Genomic DNA, 21,734 nt, shown 5'->3' with positions numbered 1-21,734 from the left:
TGCGCGGGGCGCGCCGGGGTGGATGAAAAGGGGTGGTGTCAGCTGCCTGGAGCCGGCGGAGGTGCGCGTTCCGTGCCCGGTGCGGGGCTGAAGCCCGGGAGTGTGCCGCCGTCCGGCGGGGCCGGGGCGGGGACGGAGGGCGTCCGGGGGATGTCGTACGGGGGCCGGGGTGCGGCGACGTACGGCGCGGAGGGCCGCTCCGCGGCGGCGCCGCGCTGGCCCTGCTGGGGCGCGGCGTGGTCCTCGGGCCCGGTGCCGGGGGCGCCGGCAAGGTGCTGGTCCGCGCTCGGTGCGGGGTCGCCGGCGACGCCGGCGGCCTCGGCGGCGTAGGACGACGGCCCGCCGTACGACAGCCCGCCGTGGACCGTCGCCCCGCCGCCCTGCCCGGCCCCGACGCCGAGCACGCCGGCGACGGCGAGCACGACGGCGACGACCACGCCCCGCCAGCGGGCCCCGCCGCCGACCGCGTGCGCGTACCTGCTCATACGCGGTCTCCTCGGTCGCCGGGCGGGGGCCCGCGGAGCGGGCACGAATAGGCCAGGCTACTCACCCCCACCCGACAAAGACACCCGGCCCCGCCATGGGCCGTCGGGGCCGGGGCGCCGGCGGCGGTCGGCACAACCCTTCGCTGTGCATGACAACGACATGTCATGGGCATGTCTATTCGCGTAGACAGCACCGCCCCGGTTCGAACCCGTGTCAACCGTAGGGCAGTTCCGGCGCCGTGCGGCGGGCGCGTACCGCGTGGCCGGCGTTCCCGACCGGTCGCGGATTCTCCTCCTCACCCCACTGGAGGCCATGTTGCTCAGTTCCCCGGCGATATCCCCGCGCGGCTGGACGGCCGCGCTCGCCCTCCTGGCGCTCGTCCTCGGCGTCGCGCTCGGCGCGGCGCCGCCGGCGGCCGCGTTCCCGCCGGACGTGCCGCCCAAGGCGCAGGTGCAATCCGAGCTCAACAGCCTGACCGTGGCCGCGGAAGGCTCGATGAGCGGCTACTCCCGCGACCTGTTCCCCCACTGGACCACGGTCTCCGGCACCTGCAACACCCGCGAGACGGTCCTCAAGCGCGACGGCACCAACGTGACCACCGGCGCCGACTGCTACCCCACGGGCGGCTCCTGGTACAGCTACTTCGACGGCGTCACCCGCAGCTCGCCCGCACAGATCTCCATCGACCACGTCGTCGCGCTGGCCGAGGCATGGCGCTCCGGCGCCAGCAGCTGGACCACGACGCGCCGCCAGCAGTTCGCCAACGACATCACCGGCCCGCAGCTCATCGCGGTGACCACCGAGGTCAACAGCTCCAAGGGCGACCGCGACCCGGCCGACTGGAAGCCCCCGCGCACCGCCTCCTGGTGCGGATACGCCAAGTTCTGGATCCACACCAAGTACCGCTGGAACCTGAAGATCGACTCCGCGGAGAAGTCCGCGGTGCAGAGCATGCTCAGCCGCTGCTCGTACTAGAGCCGCTCGTACTGGAACCGGCCCTTCCGGGAACGGATCGCCGGGGCATCCCGCCCACAGCCGGGGTGCCCCGTGCGGCCGCGGCGGTCAGTTGAGGGCGCGCGTCACGAGCCGTACGAGTCCCGTGACCCCCCGGACGATCCAGCCGAACGCCCCCGCCGCCACGGCCACGTCCGCGCCCTCGGCGGCCACGTCCGCCCTGCCGGACCCGGCGCGGCACGCCGGGCAGGACCGGGGCCAGCGGCGCTTCCGCGCACCGCACTTCCTGCATGTCGCCACGAACTCGATCTCCCCGCTGCTCCCGGCCCGGGCCCCTACGGGCTCCGCGCAAGCGGCCGGCACCGTCTGGTCGGCCGGCGCCCACGTCCCCACCCGCCGCCTCGGCCTCGGTCCGGACCAGGCTACACAGCCGCCGCCGGCGACGCCCCGCAGACCGGGAGGGCCTACCGGCCGCCGGGGGCCCCGGGGCCGGCCTGGACGCCGGCGGGCAGGTCGCGCTGGTACCACGTGCCCGGCTTGCCGCCGAGGTGCACGGGGTCTGCCGGGCCGGCGGCCACGAACCCGGCCTTGGCCAGCACCCTCTGCGACGCGACGTTCCCGTGCACGGTGGCCGCCCGCAGCACGCGCAGCCCGTACCGGTCGGCGGCCAGCCGGCACAGCTCGCGGACCGCCGCGGTCGCCACGCCGCGGCCCGCGGCGTGCTCCGCGACCCGGTAGCCGAGTTCCGCGGCCCCGTCCTCGATGTCCATGAGGTTGAACCTGCCGAGCACGGGGCCGTCGGGGTCGACGAGTACGTGGAACGCGCAGACACCCGCCTCCTGCTCGGCCATCAGGGCGTCGAACCGGTCGGGGAAGGCGTCGAAGAAGGCGTCGCCGCGGTCCGGGACCGCGGCGGCGAAGTAGGCGCGGTTCGCCAGCTCGAAGGCCAGCACCGCGGGGGCATGACCGGCACGCAGCCGCTCCAGCTCAGGCACCGCCCGACCCTACCCACACCCCCCACCCGCAGTCCCCTGGTTTTCCCCGTCCCCGCGGTGGCGCTCGCGCGGCGGCGGTGTGAGCGGTGACCGTCCATGTGGGGCCGGCCTGTTCCACCGCCGCGCCCGACGCGTGTGGCCCGGGCCGTGTGCGCCGGGCGTGTGCGTGGTCTCGCGCGCTCAGTCTTTCAGGTGCCTATGCGCTCTTGACACGCACTCTGTCCCGATTCCCCTCCCTACTCTGAGCGCGATTACTCGGCTCGGCGGCCCGGGGAGGGACGTATGGGTGAGGGGCGGACCAGTGGCGCGGCGGTGTCCGGGGACGGGGAGGCGGGCGGCCAGGAGGCCGGGGGCACACGGGAGTTGCCGGCGTTGTCGCTGCCCAAGGCCGGCGGGGCGCTGCGGGGCATGGGAGAGAAGTTCACGACCGACCCGGTGTCCGGGACCCCCTCCCTCTCCGTGCCGCTCGCCGTCTCGCCGGCCCGCGGCGCCGAGCCCGCGCTCGCCCTCGGCTACGACTCCGGGGCGGGCAACTCGCCCTTCGGGCTGGGCTGGTCGCTCGACGTGCCGGCCATCTCCCGCCGCACCGACAAGGGGGTCCCGCGGTATCTCGACGGCGACGTCTTCCAGTTGTCCGGTGCGGAGGACCTGGTCCCGGCCGCCGTGCCCGCGCCCCGCACCGACGGCGCGTACGACGTCACCGCGTACCGGCCGCGCACCGAGGGCGCGTTCCTGCGGATCGAGCAGTGGCGGCACCGCGGCAGCGGCGACCTGCACTGGCGCGTGACGTCGCGGGACAACGCCACCAGCGTCTACGGGCGCGACCCGCAGGCCCGGATCGCCGACCCCGCCGACCCGGACCGCCGCGTGTACCGGTGGCTGCTCCAGCGGACCGAGGACGACCGCGGCAACGTCACCGTGTACGAGTACAAGGCCGAGGACCGCGCCGGCGTCGACACCGCCGCGCCCGAGGAGCGCAACCGCACCCGTGTCGCCAACCGGTACCTCAAGCGCATCCGGTACGGGAACACCGAGCCCGGCGCCGCCGCCGGCTTCTGCTTCGAGGTGGTGCTCGACTACGGGGAGCACCGCGAGGACGCGCCCGCGCCCGACGAGGTCCGCCCGTGGCCCGTGCGCGCCGATCCGTTCTCCACCCGCCGGCCCGGCTTCGAGGTCCGCACCCACCGGCTCTGCCGCCGCGTGCTGACGTTCCACCGGATCCCCGCACTCGGGCCGCGGCCGCAGCTGGTGAGCGCCCTGCTGCTCGGGTACGACGAGGACCCGGCCGTCACCAAACTGGTCTCCCTCACCCACCGCGGCTACGTGCCGGACGGGCGGGGAGGGTACCGGTCCGCCGATCTTCCCCGGGTCTCCTTCGGGTACACCGAGCGGACGGTGTCCGGCGCGGTGGGCTCGCTGACGTCCGACGACGGCGGCGTACGGCTCGACGGCCCGTACCGGTGGACGGACCTCGACGGCGAGGGGATCGCCGGCGTCCTCGCCGAGCAGGGCGGCGCCTGGTACTACCGGCGCAACCTCGGCGGCGGGCGCCTCGGTCCGCCCCGGCCCGTCGATCCGCTGCCGGGCGGGGCGGCCGGGCGGCAGCTGCTCGACCTCGACGGCGACGGGCGGCCCGCGGTCGTCCGCCTCGGCGGCGGGAGCCGTGGGAGCCGCGGGGGCGGCGGCTCCGGCAGCGGCGGCTCCGGTGATCCCGGGTACCACGAGCGCACCCCCGACCGCGGCTGGGCCGGCTTCGCGACCTTCCGCCACCTGCCGTCGCTGGACTGGGACGACGCGAACCTGCGGTTCGCAGACCTCACCGGTGACGGCCTCGCCGACGTGCTCGTCACCGCCGACGACGGCCTCACCTGGTATCCGTCCGCCGGCGCCGACGGGTTCCGCGACGGTGAGACCGTCGCCGCGGGGCGCACCGAAGAGCACGGGCCGCGGCTGCTGTTCGCCGACGCCGAGCAGAGCGTGTACCTCGCGGACATGACCGGCGACGGCCTCACCGACCTGGTGCGGATCGGCAACGGCGAGATCGCGTACTGGCCGAGCCTCGGCCACGGCCGCTTCGGGCCCAGGGTCGCCATGGACAACGCGCCCGTCTTCGACCATCCGGACCGCTTCGACCAGCGGCGGATCCGGCTCGCCGACGTCGACGGCAGCGCGCCCGCCGACGTCCTCTACCTCGGCCCGGACGGCGTGCGGCTGTGGTTCAACCAGGCGGGCAACTCCTTCGCCCCGCCCGAGCACGTCGACGGGGTGCGGCACACCGGCGCCCTCGCGCTGGCCTCGGTGGCGGACGTGCTCGGGCAGGGCACGGCCTGCCTCGTCGTCGCCGAACCCCGGCCGGACGGCGAGCCGCAGGTGCGCTACGTGGACCTGATGGCCGGCGGCAAGCCTCACCTGCTGAACCGCACGGAGAACGGGACGGGCCGGGTCACCACCGTCCGGTACGCCTCCTCCACCGACTTCCACCTGGCCGACGAGGCGCGCGGCGAACCCTGGCTGACCCGGCTGCCGTTCCCCGTCCAGGTGGTCGCCGAGACCGTCACGTACGACGCCGTCGCCGGCACCGAACTGGCCGCGGCGTACCGCTACCGGCACGGCTACTTCGACGGCGCGGAGCGGGAGTTCCGCGGCTTCGGGTACGTCGAGCAGCGCGACGCGCTCACCACCGCCGCCGGCGAGCTGCACCAGCCGCCGGCGGTGGTCCGGCGCTGGCAGCACACCGGCTGGTACCCGGACCGGAACCGGCTCGGCACCCCGTACGCGGACGAGTACGGCGGCCCGCTGCTGCCCGGCACCCCGCTGCCGCCCGGCCTCACCCCCGCCGAGGAGCGCGAGGCGGCCCGGGCGCTGCGCGGGCAGGTGCTGCGGGCGGAGACGTACGCCGAGGACGGCACGGCGAAGCAGCGGCGCCCGTACTCCGTGGTCGAGTCGAGCCCCCGGGTGCGGCTGGTGCAGCCCGCGGGCGCGGGCGGGCACGCGGTGGTGTTCGTCCACCCCGGCGAGGCGCTGACGGTGTACACCGAGCGGCAGGCGGACGATCCGCGCACCGTCCACGAGGTCACCCTGGAGGTCGACACCTGGGGCAACGTCCTGAAGTCGGCGCGGATCGCCTACCCCCGCAAGTCCCCCGCCGACCCCGGGCAGGGCCGGCTGCGGCTCACCGTGGCCGAGCGGGCCGTGGCCAACGACACGGCCGCGGCGGACCGCTGGCGGATCGGCGTGCCCGTGGAGAGCCGCGACTACGAGATCGGCGGGGTCGCGCCGCGCACCCCGGGCGAGCCGTTCGCGGCCGGCCACCTCCTCGCAGGCCTCGCGGAGGCGGCGCGCCACGAGGTTCCGTACCACGAGGAGCTGTCCGGCGGTGAGCCGCAGCGCCGGCTGGTCTCGCGCACCCTCACCACCTACGCCTCCGACGACCTCGGCGCCGAACTCCCCCTCGGCTCCCCCGGGCTGCGCGCGCTGCCGTGGCGCACCTACCGGCTGGCGTTCGCCCCCGGCCAGACCGCCGCCCTGTACGGCGACCGCGTCGGCGATGCGGACCTGCGCGAGGCCGGCTACGTGCGGCGGGCCGAGGGCGCCGGGTGGTGGGCGCCGTCGGGGCGGCAGGTGCCCGACCCCGGCGAGTTCTACCTGCCGACGCTGTACGTCGACCCGTTCGGCGCCGAGTGGGAGACCGAGTACGACGAGAACCACCTGCTGCCCGTGCGGGTGTACGACCCGCTGCGCAACAGGGCCGAGGCCACCCCGCACTACCGCGTCATGCGGCCCTGGCTGCTCACCGACCCCAACGGCAACCGCACCGGCGTGCGGTACGACGCGCTCGGCCTGGTCGTCGCCACCGCGGTGCTCGGCAAGGAGGGCGGTTCGGACGGCGACGTGCTCGACACCTCCACGCCGGAGGCGGCGGCCGGCGACGACCCGACCTCCACGGTCGCGTACGACCTCGCCGCGACTCCCGTCCGGTTCCACGTCTCCACCCGCGAGCGGCACCGCGACCCGGACTCGCCCCGGCAGGACACGTGGACCTACCTGGACGGCAGCGGGCGCGACATGCTGACGAAGGCCCGCGCGGAGCCCGCGCCGGGCGGAGGTGCCGAGCGCTGGGTGGGCACCGGCCGCACGGTGTACGACAACAAGGGCAACCCGATCCGGCAGTACGAGCCGTACTTCGCGCCCGACAGCGGCTTCGACACCGAGGACGAACTCGTCCGGCGGGGCGTGACCCCGGTACTGCGCTACGACCCGCTCGGCCGCCTGGTCCGCACCGACTTCCCCGACGGCACCCGGTCGGAGGTGGTGTTCACGCCGTGGGAGCGGCAGGACTGGGACCGCAACGACACGGTACGGGACAGCCGCTGGTACGCCGAGCGGGCCGGGCTGCCGGACACCGATCCGCAGGGGCGGGCCGCCCGGCAGGCGCTGGCGCACGCGGGCACGTACACCGAGGTCCGCTACGACACGCTCGGCCACCCGCATCTGACCGTCCAGGACAACGGCGGCGGCAGCCGTCTCACCACCGAGGTCCGGCGCGACATCCAGGGCCGGGAGCGCGAAGTCGTCGACGCCCGCGGACTCCTCGCCCTCGCCCAGGACTTCAGCATGCTGGGCCACGCCGCGCACACCGCGGGGGCCGCCGCGGGCGAGCGGTGGAGCCTGGTCGACGTGCTCGGCAAGCCGGTGCGCGGCTGGGACGGCCGCGGCAGCGAGATGTGGTGGGGGTACGACGAGCTGCGGCGGCCCGCGCACTCCAGCGCCACCGCGCCGGGCGAGGAGTCCGAGCGGCTGCGGCTGCGCTACTACTACGGCGAGTCGCTGGCCGACGGCCGGGCCCGCAACCTGCTCACCCGGCTGTGCCTGGTGTTCGACGGGGCCGGGGCGGTGCGCACCGAGGACGTCGACTTCAAGGGCAACGTGCTGGCCACCGTGCGCCGGCTGGCCGCCGACCCCGAAGGTGAGCCCGACTGGTCCGCGCTGGCGGGCATCGACGACCCGGTGGCGGCGCTGGCGCTGTCCGCCCCGCTGCTGGAGCGCGCCGCCCACCGGTCAACGACCGCGTACGACGCCCTCGACCGCCCCACCCTGGCCACCGACCCGGACGGCAGCCGCACCAGGCCCGCGTACAACGTGGCCGGCCTGGTGGAGAAGGTGGAGGCCGACGTGCGGGGCACCGGTACGTGGACCCCGATCGTGGGGAACGTCGACTACGACGAGCGCGGCCGGCGCACGCTGATCGAGTACGGCTGCGGGGCCCGTACCGCCTACGCCTACGAGCGCGACACGTTCCGGCTCGCCGCCGCGGACACCACGGCGGCCGACGGCGCGGCCTGGCAGCGGCTGGCCTACGCGTACGACCCCGTGGGCAACGTGGTGGTGGTCGACGACCCGTCGCAGGACACCGTCTTCTTCCGGAACACGGCCGTGGGCTCGCGCCGCACCTACGCCCACGACCCGGTCTACCGGCTGGTGTCGGCGACCGGCCGCGAGCACGTCGGGCAGACGGCGCAACCCGGCGCGGCCGACGTGCCGTTCGCGCCTGTCCCGCACGCCAACGACAGCTCCGCGCTGCGCCCGTACACGGAGACCTACGCCTACGACGACTGCGGCAACATCCGCACCGTCACGCACACCGCGAGCGGCGGGAGCTGGACCCGCCGCCACGACACCGCGGCCGACGGCGACCGCCTCCGCGCCAGCAGCCTGCCCGGTGACCCGGAGGGCACGTTCTCCGCGGTCTACGCGTATGACGCGAACGGCAACGTCACGGCGATGCCGCACCTGGCCGCGCTCGACTGGGACGTGGAGAACCGGCTCGCGCACGCGACCCTCGGCGGTGGCGGCGACACCTTCTACCAGTACGACATGAAGGGCCGGCGGGTGCGGGCCACGACGCGGCGCGGCGGCACCACCGAGACGCGGACGTACCTGGGGAACACCGAGACGTACCGCAGGACGGCGGCCGGGCGGTCCGTCGAGGAGCGGGGGACGCTGCACGTCGCGGACGGCGCGGGGCGCGTGGCGCTGGCGGAGACCGTCACGGTGCGCGGCGGCCGGCCCGTACCGGTGCCGCGTCCGGTGCTGCGCTACCAGTTCGCCGACCACCTGGGCGGTTCTGTGCTGGAGGCCGACCAGGACGGGGCGGTGCTGAGCTACGAGGAGTACCACCCGTACGGGACGACCTCCTTCCACGCGGAGACCGGGACGGTGAGCCGCAAGCGGTACCGGTTCACGGGCAAGGAGCGGGACGAGGAGACGGGGTTCACGTACCACGGGGCGCGCTACCTCGCGCCGTGGCTGGGGCGGTGGACGAGCCCGGACCCGGCGGGCTTCGCCGACGGGACGAACGTGTACGCGTACGCGCGGAACAACCCGGTGGCGCTCTCCGACCCCTCCGGCACCCAGTCGCGCAGCGAGACGCAGCCGCAGGGGCCGCGCACGGGGTCGACGACAGAGGCGCCGGCCGGCGTCCACGTCATCCCGGAGGTCGTCATCGTCGGCCACCCCGACTGGTCGGGCGAGGTGCTCACCGACAGACCCGCGCCCTCCGGGCCCATGGAGGTGCGGGAGGAGGGACTCGCGGAGAGGCTCACGTCGCAGCCCCTGGTCGAGGTGCGGACGGGCAACCGGACGCAGCTCATCTCCCTGGAGACCGCAAGCCTCATGAAGTCCCTCGGTGTGCTCCAGGGCAGCGAGGTGACGGTCCGCGAACCGCGCGTGTCGGAGGCGGAACTCGAAGGCATCGAGCAGGAGAGCGAGAAGCTGCGGGCGGAGTGGACCGCCCGGGCCGCGCTCCAGGACATGTACCGGGAGCAGATCCGGGAGTCCCTGAACGAGATGACGGGGGGACGCTTCCCGGTCGCGGAGCCCCGCGCCATCGACCTCGGCGCCTTCGTCCTGGAACCGATGCAGTTGCCCGAGCAGGTGGAGAAGCGGACCGACGCGCTGACCGCCAACGGCGTACGGACCGACCACACCGCGAAGACCCGGGGTGCCCTGGAGGTCTACAACATCGCCCAGGGCCTGCCCGGTTACCGGCTGCGCCCGCAGGGTGGCCGGGACCGGGGGGTGTCCGGCAGCGCCGACGCCTCCCACGCGGAGAAGAAGGCGGCGCTGTTCGCGCCGTACACCATCAACCCGATCACCGGGTACGTGGTGCAGACGGAGATCCAGGTCAACCGCGACGCCTGCGCGTCGTGCCAGGGGTACTTCAGCGCGCTCGCCCGGCAGACGGGCATCGGCTACCGGGTGCGTGGGCCGGAGGCGACGTTCTACTTCAACCCCGGACTGACGCTGGAGCTGCGGGAGGTCCCGCAGCAGTACCGGAGTGTCCCCGCGGCGAACGTGCAGCGATGACGGCGACGAAGGGGTTCTCGTGACGACACCGACGGCGGCGACGGAGCAGATGGGGAGGACACATGTCCGGCACGCACACTGACGCCGCCGGGTCCGAGGGGCCCGCGCCGTACGCCCTGAGCGGAGCGGTGCTCCGCCACGACGGATCGCCCGCCGCCGGCGTGGCGGTGACCGCCGCGCTGCGCCGGCTGCGGTCCGAGTCGCCGGCCGGGCACGCCGTCACCGGCGCCGACGGCACGTACCGCCTCACCTACCCCGCCCCCGAGACCTCCGCCGACCTCGTCGTCCGCGCCACCGCCGCGCGCCCCGGCGGCGGTGAGCACACCGCGGAGCTGGTACGCCCCGGGCCCGGCCCCCGCGAGCGGGTGGAACTGACGCTCCCGCCCGACGGCACCTCGGAGTACGAGCGGCTGCTGGCCGAACTCACGCCGCTGCTCGACGGGGTGCCGCTGGCAGAGGTCACCCCGCACGGCGCCCCGCAGGATCTCGGCTACCTGGCCCGCGCGACGGGCCGCAGCCGCGCCCGGATCGGGTACGCGGCCACCGCCGCCCGGCACGCCGCCGCCACGGGGCTGCCCGCCGAACTGTTCTACGGGCTCGTCCGGTTCGGCCTGCCGCCGGAGTTGCCTGCGCTGGCACGGACCGCGCCGGCCGGCCTGCGGGACACGCTGCTCGCCGCCGGTGACGCGGGCGTGATCCGCGTCCCGGGGCCCAGCGCCGCCGACGACTTCGTCCGCGGGCTGCGGGAGAAGGAGGTGGCCGCGGTCGCCGCGCCGGAGCCGGGGTCGGGCACGCCGGTCGCGGAGCTGTTCGCGCTCGCGGTGCCCGCCGCGGACCGCCGCGCGGAGATCTACCGCGGCTGGCTGGACCGGAGGGACGGGCCCGCGTTCTGGTCCTGGCTGCCGGCCGCGGAGGCGGACCGGCTGCGGCTCGCGCTGCACCTCGGCGCGGCCACCGGCGGCAACGTGCCGCTCGTCGGGGCCCTGCTGGACCGGCTCGGCGCCGAGGCGCCGGCGGACCCGTCCCGGCTGGTCCGGCTCGGCGGCGCGGACTGGGCCGCGCTGGCCGCCGAGGCGGGCGTGCCGGACTCCGTACGGACCCTGCTGGGCCCGGCGGACGACGACGCACCCGCCGAGGGCGCGTACGGCGAACTCGTCGCGGAACTCGTCGCCCAGGCCCATCCCGGGGCCCACCTCGCCCACGGCGTGGCCACCGCCGCGGCAGGCTCGCCGGCCGCGCGGTTCCTCGCCGGCCACCCGGGCTTCGACCTGACCACCACCCGGGTCGACGCCGTCACGGTGCCCGACGAGTCCGCGCGCGAAGAACTCGCGGGCGTCCAGCGCCTGGCCGCCCTCACCCCGCGGTACGACGCGGTGCAGGCCCTGCGCGACAGGGGCTACCACTCCGCGTACGCGGTGGCGAGGGCCGGCCGGGAGACCTTCGTCCGGCACCTCGCCGGCGCCCTCGGCGAGGAGCACGCCCGGGCGGTACACGCCCGTGCCGGGCAGGTGCACGCCGCCTCGGTCACCCTCGTCGCCGACCTGCGCACCGCCGCCCACTTCGACATGCCGTGGCTGTCCTCCCCCGCCGGCTCCGCCGGACTCGCCGCGCAGATCCCCGACTGGGAGGAGCTGTTCGGCTCGGTGGACTACTGCGCCTGCTCCGACTGCCGCTCCGTGCACGGCCAGGCCGCGTACCTCGTCGACCTGCTGCTGTCGCTCCGCGACCTCGGCAGCTACGGCGACCCCGGGCCCCCCGGCGACGAGGGCCACGTCGCCAACGCGCTGTACCGGCGTCGGCCCGACCTCTGGGACACCGAGCTGACCTGCGACAACACCAACCTGCAACTCCCGTACGTCGACCTGGTGAACGAACTCCTGGAAGACGTCGTCTCGCCCGTCCACATCCCGGCGACCGAGCGGCAGACCAGCGGTGACCCCGCACACCTGCGGGCCCAGCCGCAGCACGTGAACGCGGGGGCGTACGAGGTGCTGCGCCGGGCCGTCCACCCGTTCGGGCTGCCCTTCGACCTGTGGCGCGAGCAGACCCGGGTCTCCCTGGCCCATCTCGGCGTGCCACGCGAGGAGTTGCTGGCCGTGCTGCGCCCCGCCACCGCGACCGGGACCACCGTGGCCGTGGAGCGCGCCGGACTGCCGCCGGCCGGGGGGCGGATCGTGACGGGCGAGCCGCTGGATCCGGCCCGTACGCTCGCGGAGTTCTACGGCCGGCCGGCCGACACCTCACCCGACGCCCTGGTCCTCGACCTGACCGTCGTGCGGCGGATGCTGGACGCGACCGGCATGCGCTACGCGGACCTGGTGACGATCCTGGACACCCGGTTCGTCAACCCGCACGGCGCGGTGCACGTCATCGGCAGCGACGGCGGACCGGCCTGCGACACGAACAACCTCTACCTGTCCGGTCTCGACCCGGCGTTCCTCGACCGCCTCCACCGGTTCGTCCGCCTCCAGCGGGCGCTCGGCTGGCCGGCCCTCGACCTCGACCTCGTGCTGATGTCCGCCGGCACCCGGGGCCGGCTGGACGCGACGGCCCTGCGCGGCGTCGTCGCCGTCCGGCGGCTCGCCGACCGGCTGCGGCTCACCCGCGAACAGGTGCTGGTCTTCTACGGGCCGCTGCCCACCCACCCGTACGCGACGGCGGACCGACCGCCGCTGTACGACCGGCTGTTCCTGGACCCGACCGTGGTGCAGCTCGAACCCGGGCAGGTCAGCCCGTTCGCGCTGAACGCCGCCCGCACCGAGGTGGCGGTCGTCGGCGACCTGCTCGCGCCCGCCGTCACCTCCGCGCTGCTCGCCGTCCTGGAGGTCACCGACGCCGAACTGGCCGAGCTGATCACCGGCCCCCGCTCGGTGGCCCCGAACCGGCTGCTGACCCTGGCGAACCTGTCCGCCCTGTACCGGACGGTCGTCCTCGCCCGCACGCTGGACATGTCGATCGCCGACCTGCTGCGGCTGATCGAGCTGTACGGAGGCGGCGGCCCCTTCCCCGTACCGCCTGATCCCTTCAACGGCGGGGAGCCGGAGCTGAGTTCCGGCCTGCCGATGACGCACCCGGCGCACTCCCTGCTGCCCCCGCCCGGCGGCGGCGACGAGCCCGAACTCACCACCGGCCGGGCCCTCCTCCGGCCGGGCCACCCCGACGCGCCCACGGCGGCGCTGCCCCCGGTCGACGCGCTCGTCGTCGCCACCGAGCGGTTCCTCGACGCGGTCGACGCGCTGGCCGCCCGCGGCTTCACCGTGCCCGAGGCCGACGCGGTGCTCACCGCCGGCGTGCCCGCCCACGACAGCCCGGTCCCGGCGGCCGACGCCCTGTCCGCGACGCTCACCGCGCTGCGCGGCGCCCTGCAGGCCGTCCACCAGCAGACGGCGCAGACCAGCGACGAGAAGGGCGAGCTGACCAAGAAGGACCTCGCGCTGCTCGGCTGGGACACCGCGCTCGTCCAGGAGGCCGTCTCCACCCTGCTCGGCACCCTGGAGTACACCGTCTCCGTCGATGCCGTGCCCGACGCGCTGTACGCGCTCTCCGGCTTCCCCGTCCGCTACGACGCCGAGACGGCGCTGCTGGTGTTCACCGGGCCGATGACCGACGCCCAGCGGGACACCCTGACCGCACTGCCCGGCGCGACCGCCGCCTGGCGCACCGCGGTGAAGACCCTCCACGACGCACCCCGCACCTTCACCGCCACCCGGATGAAGGCGCTGCGCCCGCCGCTGTACGCCGCGCCGCTGGACACCGAGCCGCCCGCGCTCCAACTCCCCGCGAAGCTGTCGGGCACGGTGTTCTACGACGTGTCCCGCAGAGCGCTGTGCACACGCGCCTATCTGCCGCCCGACGACCTCGCCGCGGTGCGCGCCGCCTGGGACGACGACGCGTACCGGATGGCCGTCGACACCCTGGCGCAGGTCCAGGACGAACCGCCCGCCCCCGCCGACGTGTTCCTCACCGCCGCCGACCGGCGCGCCCTGTTCGACGGCCGGACCTCGCCCGCCGCCCGCTTCCAGCTCGTGCTGGAGCGGCTGAACCCGTATCTGCGCCGCGTGCTGAGCGAGATCACGGTGAAGCAGCAGGTGGGCCAGGCCGCGGGGCTGGACGCGGCGAGCGCGGACGTGCTGCTCGGCACGTGGCTGCGGTCGCCGTCGAAGCCGACCGCGCTGCAGGACTTCCTCGCGCCGCGGTTCGTCGGCAGCGACCCGGCCGTGGCGGTGACGCCCGAGGGCTTCCCCGAGCAGTTCACGACCCTGACGCTGGTGCACCGCGTGGCGCTGCTGCTCAACCGGCTGCGGGTGACGGCCGAGGAGATCCCGTGGATCTTCCGGTACGCGCCGTCCGCCGGCTGGCTCGACCCGAACGCGCTGCCGACGGAAGTCCTGCCCGGCCCGTCGCCGCTGTTCGCGCGGTTCGTACGGCTGCTGGGACTGGCCCGGCTCCGCGACCGCGTCCCCGGCCGGGCGCCCACCCTGAAGGCCGTGTTCGCCGCGGCCCGCGTCCCCGGCGCCGTGGCCGCGGACGTGCTCGCCGAACTCGCCCGGCAGACGCAGTGGGACCGCGCCGACCTCGACGTGCTCACCGGCAGCGGCCTGCTGGACCTCACCGCCCCCGCCGACTTCTACGGCGAGGAGGGTCTGCTGCAGTTGCTCACCGCGATCACCCTGGTGCACAAGCTCGGCGTGTCCGCGGAGCGGGCGGCCGAGTGGCTGCCGCCGGACCTCGCCCCGGAGGCCGCGCAGTCGGCCTGGCAGGCGGCGAAGGCCCGGCACAGCCTGCGCGACTGGCCCGCGGCCGGCGGGACGCTGCGCGACGCGCTGCGCGAGAAGCAGCGGGCGGCACTGGTCGGCCACCTGATCGCCAACCCCCTGCGCGACCACCGGGACGAGCCCTACTGGCACGACACCAACACGCTCTTCGACTACTTCCTCGTCGACGTGGAGATGGGCCCGGCCCAGCTCACCACGAGGATCGCGCAGGCGATCTTCAGCGTGCAGCTCTACATCCAGCGCATCCAGCTCAACCTGGAGGACATCTCCGTCCACCCCGACGCGGAGTACTGGCAGCGCTGGGAGTGGATGAAGGCGTACCGGCTGTGGGAGGCGAACCAGAAGGTCTTCCTCTACCCCGAGAACTACTTCGAGCCGGATCTGCGGCCCGGCAAGTCGCCGCAGTTCGCGGAGTTGGAGAACGAGCTGATGCAGAAGGAGCTGACCGGGGCCCACGCGGAGAAGGCGTTCCTGCACTATCTGGAGAAGCTCGACGACCTCGCGCACCTGCGGCCCATCGGCTCGTACCGGCACGCCAGGCCGGACGGCGAGACCGTGTACGTCTTCGCCCGCACCGAGTCGTCGCCCGGCAGCCACTACTTCCGCCGCTGGGAGGACCGCACCACCTGGTCGCCCTGGGAGAAGGTCGACCTGGAATTCGAGACCGACGCGATCGTCCCGATCGTGTGGAACGGTCATCTGTACCTGTTCTGGACGTCGCTGACCGAGCAGCAGGAGAAGGTCCCCTTCAAGATCGAACCGGGCGCGGAACTCCCGGACCCGCTGCACTACTGGAAGATCCAGCTCCACTGGAGCCGGTACGCGGACGGCGGCTGGGAGGCCAAGAAGCTGGCCGACGGCGCGCTGGTCACCCAGCTGAAGTTCGGCATCCCCGCCGCCGCCAACATCGACACGTACGTGCTGCTGCCCGAGATCGACGCCGTGACCGGGGACCTGCTGCTGTGGCTGGTGTACAGCGACGTCATCTCCCCGAACCCCACGCACCACATCTCGGGGAACTTCCGCTTCAGCCTGCGCAACAGCGTCTACACCTACTCGATGGAGCTCAGGCCGCGGGAGACGTACACCGGCCCGATGCCGGTGCCGCGTACGGACTTCACCAACATCTCCTACAACGAGCGCGTCGAGGACGAGATCCTCCCGGGCCTCGCCTGGGGCCACATGTCCATCATCGACCCGACCGCGATCCCGGGGCAGCCCAGGAGCGTCTACCTGCTCCAGGCGACCCCCGGCCCGCACCTGTACCGCACCTACGAGTCGCAGCAGTTCGGCGACCCGTCGCAGCGCTACCTCCAGTACTTCTCCGACGGCAGGCGCACCTACCTCCTGGAGGGGCAGGACGTGCCGGGCCCGCCGGCCCTCGGCCCCGGCCCGGCCGCGGCCGGGGGGTCGCTGGGCGACGGCGCCTTCGGCGCCGCACTGGACACGCGGGTCGACTTCCGGTTCGTACCGCTGTACCACCCGCACACCGGCGCGTTCCTCGACGAATACGCGCGCCACGGCCTGGCCGGCGTGTACGACCGGAACCTCCAGTTGCACCCCGACTGGTGGACGGGGCCGTTCGACTTCGCCTCGCCGGACATGTACAACCCGCACACCGGTGACCGGGACCGGATCATCAAGCCGTACCCCGCCGAACCCGTCGCGTTCGCGCTGGGCGACTCCTACGCCGAGTACAACTGGGAGCTGTTCTTCCACGTGCCGCTGCTGATCGCCGAGCGGCTGTCGGCCGACCGGCGCTTCGACGAGGCGCTGAAGTGGTTCCACCGGATCTTCGACCCCACGAACCGGGACACCGAGGTGGAACGGCCGCAGCGCTTCTGGATCACCAAGCCCTTCTTCGAGGCGGGCAGCGACACCTACTACGAGCAGCGCATCGAACAGGTCCTGGAGAAGGCCGCGGGCGGCGACGAGGAGACGCTGCAGGCGGTGCGGAACTGGCTGCGGAACCCGTTCCAGCCGGACGTGGTCGCCCGCACCCGTACCACCGCCTACCAGAAGGCCGTGGTGATGAAGTACCTGGACAACCTGATCGCCTGGGGCGACCAGCTGTTCCGCCAGGACACCCTGGAGACCATCAACCAGGCCACCCAGCTCTACGTCCTCGCCGCCGAACTGCTGGGCCGCCCCCCGGAGGAGATCACCCGCCGCACCCCGGACCCGCAGAGCTACCGGCAGCTCCTCAACAGCGACCGGCCGCTCGCCGACGCGGTCGTCGCCGTCGAGAACCTGCTCGCCGGCAGCGCCGTCGGCCCCCGCGGCGAGGTGACGCCCAGCCTGCTGCCGGGGGTGAACCTCCGCTGGCTGCAGTACTTCTGCCTCCCCCGCAACGACAAGCTCGCCGGCTACTGGGACACGGTCGGCGACAGGCTCTTCAAGATCCGCAACTCGCTGGACATCGACGGCGTACTGCGTGCCACGCCCCTGTTCGGCCCGCCGATCGACCCCTCGCTGCTCGCGCGGGCCGCCGCCGCGGGCGTCGACCTGGGCCAGGTCCTCGACGACATCAGCGCCCCCCTGCCGCACTACCGCTTCGCGACCGTGGCCGCACAGGCGAAGGAACTCGCCGGGCAGGTCCGGGAGTTCGGCTCCCGGCTGCTGGAAGCGCTGGAGAAGCGGGACGGCGAGGCGCTCGCGCGGCTGCGCGCCGGGCACGAGATCGCGCTGCTCGACGCGGCCCGCGACGTGCGCAAGCAGCAGGTGCGGGAGGCGAACGAGGCGTACGACGCGGCCGTACGGGCCCGGGCCGTCGCCGAGCACCGGCGCGAGTACTACGCGACCCGGGAGTACGTGAACGGGTACGAGACCTCGTACGCCGACCTGTCCGCCACGGCGAAGACCTACCAGTACATCGCGACGGGCATTCAGGCCCTCGGCACCGTCACCAGCCTCATCCCGGAGGCCAAGACGGGCTCGCCGTTCACCCTGGGCCTGTGGTTCGGCGGCAGCAACCTCACCGGCGCCATCAACAGCTCGTCCGGCTCGCTCAGCTCCTACGCCTCGAACCTGACCACCCAGGCGTCGGTGGCGCAGACCCAGGGCGGCTTCCAGCGCCGCGCCGAGGACTGGGCCTTCCAGGCCGGCCAGGCGCAGCTGGAGGGCGCCCAGCTCGACAAGGAGACCGCCGCGGCCGAGATCCGCCACGCCGTCGCCGAACGGGAGCTGGACAACCACGACAAGCAGCGGGAGCAGGCGCGGGAGGTCGCGGACTTCCTCAAGGGCAAGTTCACCAGCACCGAGCTGTACGACTGGCTGGCCGGGCAGCTATCCACCACGTACTTCCAGGCGTACCAGCTCGCCTACGACGTGGCGAAGCGCGCCGAGCGCTCGTGGCGGCACGAACTGGGCGTCGCCGATTCGGACTTCATCACCTTCGGATACTGGGACAGCCTGCACAAGGGGCTGCTCGCCGGCGACCGCCTGGCAGCCGACCTCAGCCGGATGGACGCCGCGTACCTGGAGGCCGACGCCCGCGAGTTCGAGCTGACCAAGCGGATCTCGCTGGCGCAGTTCGACCCGGCCGCACTGCTGCGGCTGAAGGAGACCGGCCGCTGCTACGTCTCGCTGCCCGAGGCGCTCTTCGACGTCGACGGGCCCGGCCACTACCAGCGGCGGATCAAGAGCGTCGCCCTCACGGTGCCGTGCGTCGCCGGCCCGTACACCTCGGTCAACCTGACCGCCCGGCTGCTGCGCAGCAGCGTCCGGATCGACCCGCGGATCTCCGGCGGACAGCCGTACGGCCGCGACAAGGCGGCCGACCCGCGCTTCCGCGACCACACGGGACCCGTGCAGTCCATCGTCACCAGCACCGGCCAGGACGATGCCGGACTCTTCGAGACCGACCTGCACGACGAGCGGTACCTGCCCTTCGAAGGGGAGGGCGTGATCAGCGAGTGGCAGCTCGAACTGCCGGCGAAGTTCCGGCAGTTCGACTACGCCTCCGTCACCGACGTGGTGCTGCACGTGCGCTACACCGCCCGCGACGGCGGGCCGACGCTGGCCGAGGCCGCCGGGGACGACCTGCGCGCCGGGCTCACCCGCTGGGTGCACGCGGGTGGCGGCAAGGGCCTGTTCCGCGCGTTCAGCGGACGGCGGGAGTACGCGGACCGGTGGGCCCGCTTCCTCTCCCCCGCCGGTACGGAGCCGGCGGCGCTGGAGTTCGCCGTCACGAAGGACCGCTTCCCGTACCTCTTCCGGGACTTCGGCATCCGGATCGGCAGGGCCGAGGTCGTGCTGGTGCTGTCCCGGGACACCGCGCCGGGCACCGACACCCCGTACCTGCGGCTGTTCCAGGGGGTGCTGCCGGTGCGGGTCACCACCTCGGCAGGCGGTCTGGCGGACGGCGGACTGGCCGCCGATCCGGTCCTGGACGGCCAGCCGCACGCCGCGCTCACCGGGGTCGCCCTCCAGGTGCGCGACGACGCGACGGTGACCGTGACGGTGACCCGCGAGGCGATCCGGGCCCTGCCCGAGGAGTTGCGCACCGGCGACCGGCTCAACCCGGAGGCGGTGACCGACCTGGTCCTGGTGTGTCCGTACGAGATCACCGAACCCCCGCCCGCCGCCCGACCCGAGGAGACAACGCCGTGAGCACCCACCGTTCCCTGGCCGCGGGACACACCCCTGCCGCCGGCGCCGCCCCGGCCACCGGCACCTGGAGCGCCGCCGGCAAGCTGCCCGGCCCGACATACTGGGCCGGCGCGGGCGCCGGCGCCCTCACCCTCGCCGACGGAACCGTCCTGATGGCGGGCGGCGAGGAGCGTGCCCGCAACGCGCAGGACACCGCCGTCCTCTTCGACCCGGCCACCAAGGAGTGGCGGCCCACCGCCCCGCTGTCGGTCTCCCGCCGTCTGCACACCCTGACGAAGCTGTCCGACGGGCGGGTCCTGGCCGCGGGCGGCCTCAGCGGCCCGTACGGCGGCGTGTCCCAGCCGGGCGTCAGCTCCGCCGAGGTCTACGACCCGGCCACCCGCGGCTGGACCGCCACAGGCGCGATGCACGAGGCCCGCTTCGCGCACTCCGCAACGCTGCTCGCCGACGGCCGGGTCCTCATCGCCGGCGGCCTGGCACCCCGCTCCGCGCTCTCCCAGAGTGCGCTCACCTCGGCGGAGGTCTACGACCCCGCCACCGGGGAGTGGACCGTCACCGCCGAACCGATGAACGACGCACGCGCCGGCCACCCGGCCGTACTCCTGCGCAACGGGACCGTCCTGGTCCCGGGCGGTATGACCCCGATCGGCCGCGGCCTGTACGCGGGCCAGTCCTTCTGCGAGGTGTACGACCCGGCCCTCGACGCCTGGACCCCCGCCGGCGACCTCCGCTCCGTACGCAAGAGCCACCAGGCGACCCTGCTGCGGGACGGCACGGTGCTGGTCACCGGCGGCGACAGCCCCGGACTCCAGGACGACTGGACGTACAACCCCTACAGCCAGTGGACCACCGAACGGTACGACCCGGCGACCCGGGCGTGGAGCGCGGCCGAGGGAATGTCCACGGGCCGCAGCAGCCACCGGGCGGTCCTGCTGCGCTCGGGACGGCTCCTCGTGATCGGCGGCACCGACGACGCCACCTTCGACGTCGGCTACCAGAACGCGGAGGTCTACGACCCGCAGGCGCGGACCTGGACCCCCACCGGCGGCATGGTCGAGGGCCGGTGGGCCTTCGCCGCGGCCGAACTCGCCGACGGCGCGGTGCTGGTGGCGGGCGGGCTGGTCAGGTCGGGCGCCGGGGTGCCCGACAACGGCGACGTGGTGACGGACGGCACGGAGTTCTTCACGGCCTGACGGGCGGGCAGGGCAGGTAGCGGACGGGCAGGAGACGGAGCCGGAGCGATGACACGACGCACGAACCTCACCGCGGGCCTGCACCCGGCGGTGCCGGCCGCGGCCGCGGTCCCACCGCCGGGGACGTGGTTCCCCGCGGGCGAACTCCCCTCGCCGCGCCGGTGGTTCGGCCCTTCGGAGGGCGCGGTGCCGCTGGCGGACGGCGGGGCGCTGGTCGCCGGCGGCGCCCTCGCGGGCGACGTGCCCACGGCGGAGGCGCTGCGCTACGACCCGGTGGCCGCCACGTGGGCCGCCACCGGAGCCCTGGGCACCGCCCGGCACAGCCACAGCACCACCGTGCTGGCGGACGGCACGGTCCTGGTCGCCGGGGGGATCGGCACGGGCCGGCCGCCCGCGGCCGGGCGGCTGGCCTCGGCCGAGCGCTACGACCCCGCCACCGGCGAGTGGACCGCCACGGCCGGCGGGATGGCCACGGCCCGCTCGCTGCACGCGGCCACGCTGCTGCCCGACGGGCGGGTCCTGGTCACCGGCGGCGAGGGCGACCGCGCGCCGCGGGCACCCGGGCGCAGCCTGTTCTCCGCCGAACTCTTCGACCCGGCCACCGGCGAGTGGTCCCCGGCCGCCCCGATGGCGGACTCCCGGCTCGGCCACCCCCAAGTGGCGCTGCAGGACGGCCGGGTGCTCGCCGCCGGCGGCCGGCGGAGCACCGGCAGCGGCAGGGGCGTCGGGCAGGGGTTCTGCGAGCTGTACGACCCGGCCGCCGACGCCTGGACGCGTACCGGCAGCCTGGCAGCCGCGCGCGCCGGCCACCAGGCGACCCTGCTGGCCGACGGCACGGTGCTGGTCACGGGCGGCGACGGCCCGGGCATCCGCTTCGAACGCGGCTTCGTGCCGTTCAGCCAGTGGCGCACCGAGCGGTACGACCCGGCGACCGGCGCCTGGACCCCGGGCGAGAACATGCCGGACGGCCGCACCTGCCACCGCGCCGTGGCCCTGCCGTCCGGCCGGGTGCTGGTGCTCGGCGGCGCCGACAGCGCCACGCTCACCACCGGCTACGCGACCGCTGCCCTGTACGACCCCCTCACCCGCAGCTGGGCTGCCACCGGGGGCATGGCCGCGCACCGGTACCTCTGCACCGCCACGCCGCTGCCCGACGGCTCGGTGCTCGCCGCCGGCGGCACGGTCCGCTCCGGCCGCGCCCTGCCCGTACCGGGAGCGGACGAACTGACCGCCGCCACGGAGGTGTTCTGGATCTGACCGGAGGCACTCCGCCGTCCCGCCCGGCCCGCGGGCGGCGCTGCCACCGCCTTCCGGAACCCACCGGCCCCCGCCTCGGCGGGGGCCGGTCTTTCCGT

General features: G+C 74.6%; 8 protein-coding genes. 5 read left to right on the top strand and 3 right to left on the bottom strand.

All coding sequences use genetic code 11. The features are described from left to right. Window positions 1–38 precede the first annotated feature (38 nt). Window positions 39–485 (bottom strand): hypothetical protein, encoded by a 447-nt coding sequence (locus tag LG396_RS05650; protein ID WP_225793877.1) that lies wholly within the window; start codon window positions 483–485, stop codon window positions 39–41. Between the two features lie 313 nt (window positions 486–798). On the opposite strand from LG396_RS05650, the gene LG396_RS05645 reads away from it, so the two are divergent. Further along, complete coding sequence (locus LG396_RS05645; RefSeq protein WP_037748515.1) at window positions 799–1,461, top strand: HNH endonuclease family protein; 663 nt, start codon at window positions 799–801, stop codon at window positions 1,459–1,461. Window positions 1,462–1,548: 87 nt separating this feature from the next. Here LG396_RS05645 and LG396_RS05640 read toward each other — a convergent pair whose 3' ends face one another. Further along, entirely contained in the window at window positions 1,549–1,740 is a 192-nt protein-coding gene (locus tag LG396_RS05640) for a hypothetical protein (RefSeq protein WP_225793876.1), read from the bottom strand. Window positions 1,741–1,904: 164 nt separating this feature from the next. Beyond that, complete coding sequence (locus LG396_RS05635; protein WP_225793875.1) at window positions 1,905–2,435, bottom strand: GNAT family N-acetyltransferase; 531 nt, start codon at window positions 2,433–2,435, stop codon at window positions 1,905–1,907. A gap of 282 nt (window positions 2,436–2,717) precedes the next feature. On the opposite strand from LG396_RS05635, the gene LG396_RS05630 reads away from it, so the two are divergent. The 4 genes from LG396_RS05630 to LG396_RS05615 all read left to right on the top strand — a co-directional run bounded on the left by LG396_RS05630 (window position 2,718) and on the right by LG396_RS05615 (window position 21,636). Beyond that, on the top strand, window positions 2,718–9,800 hold the full coding sequence (locus LG396_RS05630) for a SpvB/TcaC N-terminal domain-containing protein (protein ID WP_225793874.1): 7,083 nt from the start codon (window positions 2,718–2,720) through the stop codon (window positions 9,798–9,800). A gap of 62 nt (window positions 9,801–9,862) precedes the next feature. Next, complete coding sequence (locus LG396_RS05625) at window positions 9,863–19,186, top strand: Tc toxin subunit A-related protein (protein WP_225793873.1); 9,324 nt, start codon at window positions 9,863–9,865, stop codon at window positions 19,184–19,186. Further along, the gene (locus LG396_RS05620) at window positions 19,183–20,379 is read left to right on the top strand and encodes a Kelch repeat-containing protein (protein WP_225793872.1); all 1,197 of its coding nucleotides are present in this window, start codon (window positions 19,183–19,185) and stop codon (window positions 20,377–20,379) included. The genes LG396_RS05625 and LG396_RS05620 overlap by 4 nt, the downstream gene beginning before the upstream one ends. A gap of 48 nt (window positions 20,380–20,427) precedes the next feature. Next, entirely contained in the window at window positions 20,428–21,636 is a 1,209-nt protein-coding gene (locus LG396_RS05615; RefSeq protein ID WP_225793871.1) for a Kelch repeat-containing protein, read from the top strand. The last annotated feature ends 98 nt before the right edge of the window (window positions 21,637–21,734 follow it).

This window comes from Streptomyces aculeolatus (genome assembly GCF_020400605.1).
Classification (GTDB): domain Bacteria; phylum Actinomycetota; class Actinomycetes; order Streptomycetales; family Streptomycetaceae; genus Streptomyces; species Streptomyces aculeolatus.
Note: the sequence above shows the minus strand (reverse complement) of the source record. Positions and strands in the feature narration are given on the sequence as shown.

Coding starts and splice junctions, on each gene's coding strand:
- LG396_RS05615 (WP_225793871.1), top strand. CDS start 20,428: ATGACACGACGCACGAACCTCACCGCGGGCCTGCACCCGGCGGTGCCG.
- LG396_RS05645 (WP_037748515.1), top strand. CDS start 799: ATGTTGCTCAGTTCCCCGGCGATATCCCCGCGCGGCTGGACGGCCGCG.
- LG396_RS05630 (WP_225793874.1), top strand. CDS start 2,718: ATGGGTGAGGGGCGGACCAGTGGCGCGGCGGTGTCCGGGGACGGGGAG.
- LG396_RS05625 (WP_225793873.1), top strand. CDS start 9,863: ATGTCCGGCACGCACACTGACGCCGCCGGGTCCGAGGGGCCCGCGCCG.
- LG396_RS05650 (WP_225793877.1), bottom strand. CDS start 485: ATGAGCAGGTACGCGCACGCGGTCGGCGGCGGGGCCCGCTGGCGGGGC.